Annotated in this window: 8 protein-coding genes; 1 reads left to right on the top strand and 7 read right to left on the bottom strand. The window is 61.4% G+C overall.

The features are described from left to right. The 7 genes from ILT44_RS32190 to aceE all read right to left on the bottom strand — a co-directional run. Nucleotides 1-92 (bottom strand): thiolase family protein (locus ILT44_RS32190; RefSeq protein WP_504739448.1); only part of this gene is annotated, 92 nt, incomplete at its 3' end. Nucleotides 93-209: 117 nt separating this feature from the next. Next, the gene (locus ILT44_RS28015; protein ID WP_204242898.1) at nucleotides 210-1,592 is read right to left on the bottom strand and encodes an NAD(P)/FAD-dependent oxidoreductase; all 1,383 of its coding nucleotides are present in this window, start codon (nucleotides 1,590-1,592) and stop codon (nucleotides 210-212) included. 26 nt (nucleotides 1,593-1,618) lie between these two features. After that, nucleotides 1,619-2,998, bottom strand: coding sequence for a dicarboxylate/amino acid:cation symporter (locus tag ILT44_RS28010; RefSeq protein ID WP_204242897.1), 1,380 nt, complete (start codon nucleotides 2,996-2,998; stop codon nucleotides 1,619-1,621). A 27-nt stretch (nucleotides 2,999-3,025) separates the two neighbouring features. Beyond that, complete coding sequence (locus tag ILT44_RS28005) at nucleotides 3,026-5,371, bottom strand: NADP-dependent malic enzyme (RefSeq protein WP_305070725.1); 2,346 nt, start codon at nucleotides 5,369-5,371, stop codon at nucleotides 3,026-3,028. Nucleotides 5,372-5,454: 83 nt separating this feature from the next. Next, the gene (gene lpdA, locus ILT44_RS28000) at nucleotides 5,455-7,608 is read right to left on the bottom strand and encodes a dihydrolipoyl dehydrogenase (protein ID WP_204242896.1); all 2,154 of its coding nucleotides are present in this window, start codon (nucleotides 7,606-7,608) and stop codon (nucleotides 5,455-5,457) included. Between the two features lie 28 nt (nucleotides 7,609-7,636). Continuing rightward, nucleotides 7,637-8,905 carry a 2-oxo acid dehydrogenase subunit E2 gene (locus ILT44_RS27995; RefSeq protein WP_204242895.1) on the bottom strand — a complete coding sequence of 423 codons (1,269 nt, stop codon included), beginning with the start codon at nucleotides 8,903-8,905 and terminating at the stop codon, nucleotides 7,637-7,639. Nucleotides 8,906-8,974: 69 nt separating this feature from the next. Continuing rightward, entirely contained in the window at nucleotides 8,975-11,635 is a 2,661-nt protein-coding gene (gene aceE / locus ILT44_RS27990; protein ID WP_372441271.1) for a pyruvate dehydrogenase (acetyl-transferring), homodimeric type, read from the bottom strand. Between the two features lie 447 nt (nucleotides 11,636-12,082). On the opposite strand from aceE, the gene ILT44_RS27985 reads away from it, so the two are divergent. Further along, a complete protein-coding gene (locus tag ILT44_RS27985) occupies nucleotides 12,083-13,057 on the top strand; it encodes a TAXI family TRAP transporter solute-binding subunit (RefSeq protein WP_204242893.1) in 975 nt (324 codons plus the stop codon). The last annotated feature ends 533 nt before the right edge of the window (nucleotides 13,058-13,590 follow it).

Genomic DNA, 13,590 nt, shown 5'->3' with positions numbered 1-13,590 from the left:
GCGCCGAGTTCGTGGGCCGGGGTGTTGGCGAAGGCCCCATTGAACGAGCCGACGGGGGTGCGTGCCGCGCCGACGATGACGATGTTACTCATAGTTCCTCCTGTGGGTTGTTTATCGATACTCAACATCGCAGAGCACGCGACGATGAAAGGCGTCCTTCGACGGGTAATATATGGCAGAGCAGCAATCCATGCCCATGATCCTGCCTGTCAGTGGAGCTTAATACGGGGTTCGGTGCGGCGGGTCAGCATGCGCGCGGTCGTATCGAGAGCAACCTTTGGAGATCCATGCAGCGCCCTCTGATGCATCGTGTAGAGTGACTGGTACATCAGACGAGCCAGCAGGCCTTCGATGAAGAAGTTTTTTCCTCGGATAAAGCCCATGAGATTACCGACCGTGCTGTACTCTCCGAGCGAGACCAGCGAACCGAAGTCGCGGTAGCGGAAGGGCTGCAGAGGCTTGCCTTCAAGGCGCCGCTGGATCTGCGCAACGAGGTGGGTGGCCTGCTGATGCGCAGCTTGCGCACGGGGCGGAATGGGCGTGGGCAGATCCGGCGTGACGAGATAAGCACAGTCGCCAATTGCAAAGATGTTCGTATCGCGCGTGGTCTGGAGTGTTGGAGTGACCACAAGCTGATTGGTGCGGCTTGTCTCAAGCCCCGCCAAATCCTTCAGGAAGTCAGGCGCCTTCACCCCCGCGGCCCAGACCACGAGTTCCGACGGGACGAAGCTCCCGTCGGCAAGGTGGACGCCCTTGTCGGACACCTCGGTCACACGCGCTTTCGTGCGAACCTCAACCCCGATGGTCGCGAGCAGCCGCATGACGCTCTCGGAGACTCGCTCGGGGACGGCCGGGAGAATGCGTTCGGCCGCTTCGATGAGGGTGATCTTGAGGTCCTTCTCCGGGTCAACCCTGTCGAGCCCATGAGCGACAACGTGCCGGGTCGCCCGGTGCAATTCGGCGGCGAGTTCCGTGCCGGTTGCGCCAGCGCCGATGACAGCCACATGCAACTGGCCGGGACGCACCGGGCCTGGCTGCGCATGGGCTCGAATGAGACTGTTCACCAGGCGTTGATGAAAGCGCACCGCCTGATCCGGCGTGTCCAACGCGATGGCATGCTCTTGCACGCCTGGGGTGCCGAAGTCGTTGCTGCCACTCCCGACCGCGATGACCAATGTATCATAGCGGAAGGAGCGTGCTGGGGTGACCTCGCGACCTTCATTGTCGAAGCTAGCTGCTAGGTGGACCTCCTGCTGCTCGCGGTTCAGATCGATCATTTCTCCGATGCGATAGCGGAAAGAATGCCGGTGCGCCTGCGCCAGATAGTCGACAGCATGGTGGCCGACGTCCATGCTGCCGGCTGCTACCTCATGCAGGAGAGGTTTCCAGATATGCGTCCTCGAGCGCTCGACCAGCGTCACTTGGGCTTTCCTGTGGCGGCCAAGCCGGTCTCCCAGCTTGGTCACAAGCTGCAGCCCTGCCGCGCCGCCGCCAACAACCACAATCCGATGGAGAGACGACTCGGCACGGGGCTGTGAGGTGGGCTCCTGCTTATGGTCCGCACGTGTATCCGAACTGCGCTCGTCGGACATAGTCACTGCTCCCTCAGGCTTGTCGCTCACACCCGGATCGGCTGTGGGTTACCCGCCTCGGCAACATCATCCGCCACCTTCACCGTTTCTGGCTCATCAGCTTCAAGATCCGTCTCCTGGTTCAAGCGCTGGTGGAGGCGCTTTTCATCGAGGGCACCTTCCCATTTCGCGACAACGACAGTCGCCAGCCCATTGCCGATCAGGTTAGTGAGAGCCCGTGCTTCCGACATGAAGCGATCGATGCCGAGGATCAGGGCGATGCTTGCGACCGGGATTGTGCCGACCGAGGCAAGTGTCGCAGCTAACACGATGAAGCCGGACCCTGTAACTCCGGCAGCTCCCTTCGAGGTAAGCAAAAGGATCAGGATAATGCCCAGTTCCTGCGACAGGGTCAGATCGGTGTTGGTCGCTTGGGCGAGAAAGATCGCTGCCATCGTCAGATAGATGCAGGTCCCATCGAGGTTGAAGGAGTATCCGGTGGGGATCACCAGCCCGACGACCGAAGTCTCGCAGCCAAGGTTTTCCATCTTGGCGATCATGCGGGGCAGCACCGACTCAGAAGACGAAGTGCCGAGCACGATAAGGAGCTCCTCCTTGATGTACCTGATGAACTTGAAGATGGAGAACCCGCACAGCGCCGCGATGCCGCCCAGGACGCCAAAGATGAACAGCAGGCAGGTCGTGTAGAAGGCCAACATGAAGTTGCCGAGCGACCACAGAGTTCCAACCCCGTACTTGCCGATTGTGAACGCCATTGCGCCGAACGCACCAATCGGGGCCAGCTTCATGATCAAGCCGACGATGCGAAAGAAGATGTGACTGACGATGTCGATGAGACGCAGCACCGGCTCGCCATGCGCACCGAGGGCCTGCAAGCCAAAGGCAAACAGGATCGCGAAGAACAGGACCTGGAGGATTTCACCAGTGGCAAAGGCGCCAACAACCGTCGATGGGATGATCTCCATCAGGAACGCAATGGTACTCTGGTCCTTCGCCTTCGCGGTGTAGGTCGCGATTGACGAGGTGTCGACACGGGAGAGATCGACATTCATGCCGACGCCCGGCTGCCATAGGTTGACGACGATCAATCCGATGACGAGAGCGAGTGTTGTCACGACCTCGAAATAGATCAGAGCCTTTAGGCCAACCCGGCCGACCTTCTTCATGTCCTTCATGCTGGCAATGCCATGCACAACCGTAAAGAAGATGATTGGCGCAATGAGCATCTTGATCATCTTGATGAAGGCGTCGCCCAACGGCTTCATCGCTTCGCCGAGGGAGGGATAGAAGTGGCCCAAGAGCACACCCAGCACGATTGCAGTGAGTACTTGGACGTAGAGGTGCTGATACCACCGGCCTTGGTGGTGGGATCCCAGAACCGCAGTTGTCGGGGTCACTGTTGCCATGTTGTGTCCTCCATCAAAGAGATCCGATCAGCCAGTCTGCGCCGCTGATCCAGCGGCCACGGCCGTCAGCGCGGTCATATTCACAATCCCTCTCACGGTCGCCGTGGGGGTGAGGATGTGGACAGGCTTGGCCGCACCGAGCAGGATCGGCCCGACGCTGATCCCCTGCCCAGCGACGATCTTGAGGGCGTTGAAGGTGGCGTTTGCCGCATCCAGGTTCGGCATGATCAGGAGGTTCGCCTCGCCCGAAAGCCGCGCATCCGGGAAGATACGGTTGAGCAACGGCTTGCTGAGCGCTGCATCAGCATGCATCTCGCCTTCGACTTCGAGATCGGGCGCGCGCCGATGGATCAGTTCGAGCGCATCCCGCATCTTGCGTGCCGACGGATCGCTGGCGGTCCCAAAGTTGGAGTGCGACACGAGGGCGATGCGCGGCGTCTGGCCAAACCGCCTCAGCTCGCCCGCGGCCAGGATAGCCATTTCGGCGATCTCCTCTGCGGTGGGGTCTAGATGGATGTAGGGGTCACATATAAACAGTGTGTGCCGCGGCAGTTGGAGCAGGCTCATCGCGGCGAAGTTATGGGCGCCCTCCGCCAGTCCGATTACCTCCTCAACGTAGCGCAGATGCTGGGTGTAGGCCCCGAATGTGCCGCACAGGAGCCCATCCGCTTGGCCGCCGCAGAGCAGCATCGCCCCAATCAGGGTGCTGTTGCGCCGCATTTCGGCTGCTGCGACATCACGGGAGAGGCCGTGCCGCTTGCGCCGCTGGTAATAGGCCTCCGTGGCTTCGGCAATAGCATCTTGGTCATCGAAGCTGGCGATCTCAATGTGCTGGCCAGGTTGAATCCGAAGGCCGAGTGCCTCGATCTTCTGCGCTATGACGTCCAATCGGCCCACCAGAACGGGGGTTGCAAGGCCCTCGTCAACGACCACCTGCGCTGCACGAAGGACACGGTCGTCCTCGCCTTCCGCGTACACGATGCGCTTGCGGCCCGACTCGGCGGCCGCGGCAAAGACCGGCTGCATCACCGTACCGGAGGTGTAGACGAACCGCTGAAGCGACCGCCGATACTCCTCAACGTTTGGCAACGGCCGGGTCGCAACGCCGCTCTCCATCGCCGCCTGGGCGACAGCTGGCGCGACCTTCGTGATCAGCCGTGGGTCGAAGGGACGCGGGATGAGATAATCAGGGCCGAAACTGATGTCCTGAGTTCCGTAGGCTGCTGTCACAACGTCCGACTGCTCAGCCTGGGCAAGCTCGGCAATCGCCCGGACGGCCGCGAGCTTCATCTCCTCATTGATCGTGCTGGCGCCGACGTCGAGGGCGCCACGGAAGATGAACGGGAAGCAGAGAACGTTGTTGACCTGGTTGGGATAGTCTGAGCGCCCAGTAGCGATGATGGCGTCGGGGCGAGCCTCTTTCGCGAGCTCCGGCCGGATCTCAGGGTCGGGATTGGCGAGGGCCAGAATCAGCGGCCTCTCCGCCATAGCCTTCACCATCTCGGGCTTGAGGACACCGGCAGCCGAGAGACCAAGGAAAATGTCGGCACCCTCCACAATCTCCCCAAGGGTCCGGGCGGAGGTCGGACGGGCGTATTGCGCCTTCTGCTCATCCATGGCTTCCGTGCGACCTTGGTAGACGACGCCCTTGGAATCGGTAACAAGGATGTTCTCCTTGCGAACGCCGAGACCAACCAGGATGTTGAGACACGCGATCGCCGCCGCGCCGGCTCCGGAGCAGACGACTTTGACGTCCTCGATGCGCTTGCCGACCACCTTCAGGCCGTTGAGGACAGCCGCCGCAGCGACAATCGCCGTCCCATGCTGATCGTCGTGGAAGACCGGGATCTTCATGCGCTCGCGCAGCTTCGTCTCGATCACGAAGCATTCTGGCGCCTTGATGTCCTCCAGGTTGATGCCTCCGAAGGTCGGCTCGAGAGAGGCGATAATGTCGACGAGTTTATCCGGGTCGGTCTCGTCGATCTCGATATCGAACACATCGATGCCAGCAAACTTGCGGAACAGGCAGCCCTTACCCTCCATAACGGGTTTACCGGCAAGCGCCCCAATATTGCCCAAGCCCAGCACGGCCGTGCCATTAGAGATCACCGCGACCAGGTTCCCGCGCGATGTCAGGTTCGCAGCCTCGAGTGGATCGTCCTTGATCGCCAGGCACGCGGCCGCCACGCCAGGAGAGTAGGCCAGCGCGAGGTCGCGCTGCGTGGTCATGTCCTTGGTCGGCAGAACGGTGATCTTCCCCGGGGTCGGGAAACGATGGTAGTCGAGCGCCGCCTTGACGAGGAGCTCATCTGCGGTCGGTTCCGCTTGACTAACCTCGCCACCTGCTGCCTTGAAGTTCATTTCCTGGCTCATGATCCCTCACTTTGGCACGGGTGACCGCACGTGGTTTCCAAGATTTGCAGAGGCACGTTGCCTGTTCGCGGCCGACCATCAGCTCAGTGTGCCTTCTGTGGCTGCTTCTTGGGCATGTAGAGGTCGGTAATCGTGCCCTCAAACGCTTCCGCCGCCATGCCGATGGTCTCCGAGAGCGTCGGGTGCGGGTGAATGGTCAGCCCGATGTCCTGCGCATCCGCCCCCATCTCGATGGCCAGCGCGGCCTCCGCGATCAGGTCGCCCGCGGACGGCCCGACGATGCTGCAGCCAATGATCCGGTCTGTGGCTTCGTCGAACAGAACCTTGGTGAGACCCTCGTCCCGCCCGAGTGAGAGGGAGCGGCCGCTTGCCGCCCAGGGGAAAACCCCCTTGCCGTACTTGATCCCCTTCGCCCTGGCCTCGTTTTCGGTCAGCCCGACCCAGGCCACTTCCGGATCGGTGTAGGCCACCGATGGGATCACCTTGGCGTCGAAGAACGCGTTCTTGCCGGCTGCGGTCTCGGCCGCAACCTTGCCCTCGTGCACGGCCTTGTGGGCCAGCATCGGCTGGCCGACGATGTCGCCAATGGCGAAGATGTGCGGAACGTTAGTGCGCATCTGCCGGTCGACGGGAATGAAGCCGCGCTCGTCCACCGCAATGCCAGCATTCTCTGCCTCGATCAGCTTGCCGTTCGGTCTGCGACCGACCGCAACGAGGATCCTGTCGAAAGTGTCGGTTGCCGGTGCGCTGCCGCCCTCAAAATGCACAGTTAGTCCCTGCCCGTTGGCATCGACTTTGGTGACCTTGGCCTTGAGGTGAATGGCCTCATACTGCTTCGAGATCCGCTTCATCAGCGGCGTAACGATGTCCTTGTCGGCGCCTGGGATAATCTGGTCCATCAGCTCGACGACTGTCACCTTGGCACCGAGCGCGTGATAGACGGTCGCCATCTCCAGGCCGATGATGCCGCCGCCAATGACCAGGAGCCGCTGCGGGATCCCGTCCAGCTGGAGTGCCCCCGTCGAGTCGATCACGCGCGGATCATCGTTCGGGATGAAAGGGAGTGTCACCGGCTCCGATCCGGCCGCGATGATTGCTTGCTCGAAGCTCACGATCATTGTTGACCCCTCGTCCGACCTAACCTCCAGCTGGTTCATGGACAAGAACCGCCCGACGCCTGGCACTACCGTCACCTTACGCTGTTTGGCGAGACCGGCCAGGCCTCCCGTGAGCCGATTCACCACGCCATCCTTCCAGCCACGCAGCTTCTCGATGTCGATAGAAGGTTCACCAAAGCTGATCCCGTGCGCTCCCATGCTCCTTGTCTCGTCAATCACCTTGGCGGCGTGCAGGAGCGCCTTGGAGGGGATGCAGCCCACATTCAGGCAGACGCCCCCAAGGCTCGGCCAGCGGTCCACCAGCACGACTTTTTTGCCCAGATCCGCAGCCCGGAAGGCAGCGGTGTAGCCGCCCGGGCCTGCCCCGAGCACCAGCACCTCGGCGTGGAAGTCGCCGGTCATCGCGACTGGAGGTTTTGCGGCTGGCGCCGGTGCTCTGTGTCCATCTCCTTTCGGTCCAGCCCGGGCCTCAAGCGCTGATGATCCGTAGCCTGCCTGACCTTGCCCGGGGGCATGGCTGGCGAGCGGTACAGCAGCGGCACCTGCACTGGTCTCGATAATGGCGATCACGTCGGCCTGGGAGACGCGGTCCCCCACTTTAACCTTGACCTCCCTGATCGTGCCGCCCTGGGCCGCGGGCACCTCCATCGTCGCCTTGTCGGATTCCAGTGTGATCAACGGGTCGTCGACCTTGATCGTGGCTCCCGGCTGCACATGGACTTCGATGATCGGCACGTTCGTGTAGTCGCCGATATCCGGGATCCTGACCTCAATCGCCTCATACACCCCGCTGGGACTGCCGTAGCCGGCTCGGCCTGGGCCGGGGGACGGAGCCGCCTCCTCCTTGATCCGCTCCTTGGACGGAATGGCGGAGGCTCCCTCCGCGTCCAGAGTGATGATCAGATCGCCTTGCGAGATCCGGTCGCCCGTCTTCACCCTGACCTCGCGGACAGTGCCAGCCGCTGTGGCCGGGATGTCCATCGTTGCCTTGTCGGATTCCAACGTAATCAGAGTATCGTCGACATTGATCTTGCTGCCGGGGTGAACGTGCACCTCGATGACCGGGACGTCTTTGAAGTCGCCGATGTCAGGCAGGTGGATCTCGGTCATCGGGCTCATCACATTGTCTCCCAGGGCGCAGGTCGGGTCAGAGAACCAAGCGGCGAACATCCTCCAGAACATGCGCGAGATGGCGCGTGAACCGGGCCGCCAGCGCTCCATCAATCACGCGGTGATCGTACGACACCGAGAGCGGCAACATTAGCCGCGGCTGGAAGGTCTCACCATTCCAGACTGGCGCCATCCGGGAGCGCACCACCCCCAGGATCGCGACCTCAGGAGCGTTGACGAGCGGCGTGAACGCGGTGCCCCCAATCCCTCCGAGGCTTGAGATCGTGAAGGAGGCACCCCGCATGTCGGCTGCTCCGAGCTTGCCGTCGCGGGCCTTCTTCGACACCGCCCCAAGCTCCTGGCTGATGGCGCCGATACCCTTACGATCGACATCACGGATCACCGGCACGACCAACCCTTCCGGTGTGTCGACCGCCACCCCGATATGATAGTACTGCTTCAGGATCAGGGCATCCTTCTCGGGGCTCAGCGAAGCATTAAACTCCGGGAACTCCTTAAGCGCCGACACAGAGGCCTTCATTAGGAAGGCGAGCAGGGTGATGCGATAACCCTTGTCCTTGGCCGCAGCGTCGAGCTCCTTACGGTAGACGTCCGTCTCGGTGATATCCGCCTCGTCCTGATGCGTGACAAGGGGCACATTGAGCCAGGCGCGATGGAGGTGCAGGCCTGAGATCTTCTTGATGCGCGGCAACGGACGCAGCTCGATCGGGCCGAACTTGGAGAAGTCGACTGCCGGGATTTCGGGGATCCCCATCCCGCCCACTGGAGCAGGCGCCGAGACCGGCGCGGCTGGGCCTCGGAGAGCAGCCTTCACATCGTCCTTGGTGATCCGGCCCTTCTCGCCGGTCCCGCGCATGGTTGTAAGATCGATGTCGAGTTCGCGCGCCAGGCGCCGCACGCTCGGACTGGCATGCACCTGCCCGAAGTCCGCCTGGACTCCTGGGTCGTTCGGCTTCGCGGGGGCTGTAGCCGGCGGCGATGGCGCGCGGTCAGGCGGCGGGGTCGGCTCCTGCTGCTCGACCAGCGACGGTGGCTCGGGCATGGTGGCGTCGCCATCCTTCAGCAGCACAATGGGGTGGCCCTCGCTGACCTTGTCACCGAGCTTGATCAGCAGTTTCTCGACAATTCCGGCGGAGGGCGCCGGCACCTCCATGGTGGCTTTGTCGGACTCAAGTGAGACCAGAGGATCATCCGCATTGACAGGATCCCCCTCTTTGACGTGCACCTCGACGATCGGCACATCCTTGTAGTCGCCGATGTCAGGGATCTTCACCTCAGTTGCCAAGGCGTTCCTCCTCCGATCAGGCGACCTCGTTGGGCGGGTCGCCGTTTCGATGACGTCGCTACGCGATGCTCAGACTGTCCACGGCGCGGGTTTCTCCGGATTGATGCCGTACCGGGCGATGGCCTCGGCCACGACGGTGGGCTTCACCGTCCCCTCGTCGGCAAGGGTTTTGAGGGCCGCCACTGCGACCCAACGGCGGTCGACCTCGAAGAAATCGCGCAGGCGCTTGCGATAGTCGGAACGGCCGAAGCCATCCGTGCCGAGCACGCGGTAACGGCGCGGCACGAACGGCCGGATCTGGTCGGCAAACAGGCGCATGTAATCAGTCGCGGCGACAACGGGTCCGTCGCGGCTCTCCAGGCAAGTCCCGATATGGGACTTGCGCGGCTCCTCTGTCGGGTGAAGCAGGTTCCAGCGCTCGATCGCCATCGCCTCGCGGGCGAGTTCCGTAAAGCTCGGGCAACTCCACACATCCGCCGCAACACTGAAGTCCTGAGCGAGCAGATCGGCAGCTGCAATCACCTCGCGCAGGATCGTGCCGCTGCCAAGGAGTTGCACCCGCGGGGCTTTCTTTGGCCCCTGCCCTTCCCGGAACAGGTACATGCCCTTCAGGATGCCGCCTTGAGCATCCTCCGGCATTCCAGGATGCTCATAGTTCTCGTTCATCACCGTCAGGTAGTAGAAGACATCCTCTTGCTCGGCATACATCCGGCGCAGGCCGTCCTGGACAATGACGGCAACCTCATACGAGAAGGTCGGGTCATAGGAGATGCAGTTGGGGATCGTGGCCGAGAACAGATGGCTGTGACCGTCCTCGTGCTGCAGGCCTTCCCCGTTGAGCGTGCTGCGCCCTGCCGTGCCGCCGATCAGGAAGCCGCGTGCCCTCAGGTCGCCAGCCGCCCAGGCGAGATCGCCGACCCGTTGGAAGCCGAACATGGAGTAGTAGACATAGAACGGAATCATTGGCGTGTTCGACGTGGAATACGCCGTCGCAGCCGCAATCCACGAGGACATGGCGCCAGCCTCATTGATGCCCTCCTGGAGCATCTGGCCAGATCTGTCCTCCTTGTAGAACATGAGCTGGTTGGCGTCTTCGGGCCGGTAGAGCTGCCCGACCTGGGAGAAGATGCCGAACTGGCGGAACATCCCTTCCATGCCGAAGGTGCGGCTTTCGTCCGGCACAATCGGCACCACGTGCCTGCCGATGGTCTTGTCTCGCAGCAGTGTGTTGAGGACTCGGACGAAGGCCATGGTGGTCGAGATCTCGCGTCCCTCCGTCGCCTTGAGCTGCGGCTCGAAGGCAGAGAGCGGCGGCACGTTCAGAGGATCCGACTTGCGCCGGCGCGATGGCAAATAGCCGCCGAGCGCCTCGCGGCGGGCCCTCAGATAGCGCATCTCCGGGCTATCGTCGGCAAAGGGGATGAACGGCATCTCCTGGAGCTGCTCGTCCGTCAGGTCAATCTGGAAACGGTCGCGGAACTGGCGCAGCACCGCCTCGCCCATCTTCTTCTGCTGATGGGTGATGTTCTGTCCCTCGCCGGCCTCGCCCATGCCATAGCCCTTGACAGTCTTGGCCAGGATCAGGGTGGGCTGGCCCTTGTGCTTAACGGCGGCCGCATAGGCTGCATAAACCTTGCTCGGGTCATGCCCGCCGCGGGTGAGCTTCCAGATCTCGTCATTCGACATATCGGCGACCAGCGCCAGGGTTTCCGGATAGCGGCCAAAGAAGTGCTCGCGGATATAGGCGCCGTCCTTGGACTTGAAGTCCTGGTACTCGCCGTCAACACATTCCTCCATCAGCTTGACGAGCATACCGCTCGTATCCTTGGCAAACAGTGCGTCCCAGCCCGAACCCCACAGCACCTTGATGACGTTCCAGCCAGCTCCCCGGAAGTTGGCCTCGAGTTCCTGGACGATCTTGCCGTTGCCCCGCACTGGTCCATCGAGGCGCTGCAGGTTGCAGTTGATGACGAAGATGAGGTTATCGAGCTTCTCGCGTCCGGCCAGCGAGATCGCGCCGAGGCTCTCCGGCTCATCCATCTCGCCGTCGCCCATGAAGGCCCAGACCCTGCGCCCCTCGGTTTGGGCGAGGCCCCGGAAATGCAGGTACTTGAGAAAGCGCGCCTGGTAGATCGCCATCAATGGGCCCAACCCCATTGAGACAGTCGGGAACTGCCAGAAGTCAGGCATCAGCCACGGGTGCGGATACGACGACAGGCCCTTGCCGTCGACCTCCTGACGGAAGCTGAGGAGTTGCTCCTCCGTAAGGCGGCCTTCGAGGAAGGCCCGAGCATAGACGCCCGGTGAGGAGTGGCCCTGTACGTAAACGAGATCACCGCCATGCTCATCGGAGGCCGCCCGCCAGAAATGCATGAAGCCAGTGTCGTAGAGGGTTGCAGCCGATTGGAAGCTCGCAATGTGGCCTCCGAGTTCGGACGATGCTTTGTTGGCCTTGAGCACGATAGCAAGCGCATTCCAACGGATGGCCGACCGGATCCGGTGCTCGATGGCTCGGTCTCCCGGATGAGGTTCCTGTCGTTCAACCGGGATTGTATTGATGTAGGGTGTTGTCGCCGAGTACGGGACGGGAGCGCCCTTCCGGCGCGCTCCGTCAATTACCTGCTCAAGGAGAAAGTGGGCTCTCTCGGGTCCATCGACCTCAAGAACACCATGCAACGAGTCGAGCCATTCTCTGGTCTCGACTGGATCAAGATCACGACTGCGGTCCACCGTCACCTCCCGGACGCCTCCCGTTAGATGCGGGTGCGCTGATTGTTTAGACGCGGGTACGCTGATTATTCGGATTTGACCGGAAAATTGTTCTGATTAGCAGAGGTTACGCTGCTGGAGGGAGCAACTCAGGAGTGCTGTATTCGGTTCCGGTTGCGAAAAACCAAAGCAATGGGGTCTCTAGTAGGTCAGTGCAACTGACGTGAAAACTTCAAAATAGAGACATTGCAGGTGTTGAGAAGAGCCAGTGGATTATATTCGAAAGTAGGGGCAAGCTGAGCCTTATGACGAAGACCAGCATCATGCTGAACCAGCTGTCTGATAGCCAGTTCATGCGATTGGCCCACAATATCGCTTCACAATCTGGAGTGTTTAGGAAAGACTGTCTCCCAGTAATGCAAGTTAACTTGAACCGGCACCGCCTCATCGAAAGAGAGGAAGGTTCTCATGCTTCGATCCACTGCGAAGATCTTTGCGATGCTTCTGGCGCTGTTTGCGGTCTGCCAGCCTGCTTCAGCCGTAGAGCCGCACTGGCCCCCATCACTGACGATCGGCACGGCTTCTCCAGGAGGAACGTACTATGCCTATGGCGAAGGGCTGGCGCGCATCCTGACCCGCGCCCTCGACCTTCCCGTGACAGCTCGGTCGACTGAGGGTCCAGGACAGAACATTCTCTTGTTGGATGCGGGTGAGATCCAAATCGGGTTTGTGACCCTTGGCGTGGCTCTGCAGGGCTGGAACGGATCAGCTCCTTGGACCGGAGGCAAACAGCTGAGAACGATGCGTGCTCTGTTCGCCATGTACGACACGCCCTTCCAGTTCATGGTCCGCGAGGAATCTGGGATCCGCTCGGTGGGCGAACTCAATGGTAAGCGCGTCGGCATCGGCCCGCAGGGCGGCACATCGGGAGCCTATATCCCCGAATTCTTCAAGGTCTTGAAAGTTGACGCCTCACTTGCTCATGGCGACTGGGCCGATGTGGCGAACCAGGTACAGGCTGGAACCCTTGATGCACTCGCAGTGGCCGCGGGCGTTCCATTTCCTTCGTTTATTGATCTCGAACAAAAGGGAAAGGTCCGTTACCTTCCACTTACCCCGCAACAGATCCTCGATCTGCGTCTCGCCATGCCCGAGCTTGGAGCTTCTGTGGTCGGAGCGGGCACCTACCCGTCCCTGAGGAGCAACTACGGGACGGTCGGGCTTTACAACTTCGCGGTCGCTCATCGTGATGTTCCCGCGGACCTCGCTTACGCGATCCTTGAGGCGGTCTTCGCGAACCATGACGAGCTGGTCGAGGTCCACTCGGCCGCGGCCGAGACGGTTCCGGGGAACTTCACCCGCAATACCTTTCTGCCGTTTCACGACGGAGCAAGCCGCTGGTATCAGAACAAAGGTGTTCTCGGCGTCATTCGAGGTGATTGAGCAGATCTGCGAGGAAGTAAAAGTACACTATGCGTCATGTCATCGCGCAAAGCCGTGTTCTATCGACTAAATTGACGCTGCTCTGTCCATCTCGAAAAAGATCCCATGACGAGGCCTACAGCCTGCTACCGGATTATTATTCGGTGACTCAGAGCAACTTTTGCGAAAGCTCTTCGTGAGCGGTCCGCGTTCTTTAGTACCTGTTGGCCCAGCAGCTCAGGATATTCTATCCGCCACCAATCCCCTCAGTCACCTTGCCCATGCCTCCGCAGGTAGCGCAGGGCGCGGAGCCGATTTGGCCAGAGCCCTTGCAGTCGGGGCAGACATCCTCACCCGTCCCGGCGTACCGGGTTCAGCCATATCTCCGGGGCTCAGTTTTGGCTTATCTTGCGTGGTCGGCTGATCCTGAGGCTTTGCCATGGCGGTGCCCGCATTTTCTCTGAACTCTCGGACTAATACTACAGCCGGGCCTTGTGCGTTGTCTTAGACACGGAGGTGTCGCGCCATGACGCACCTAAGCCAGGCCCACCACT

This window comes from Microvirga arvi, from assembly GCF_016892765.1.
Classification (GTDB): Bacteria; Pseudomonadota; Alphaproteobacteria; order Rhizobiales; family Beijerinckiaceae; genus Microvirga; species Microvirga arvi.
The sequence above is the reverse complement of the archived record's forward strand: the minus strand, read 5'-3'. Positions and strand labels throughout refer to the sequence as shown.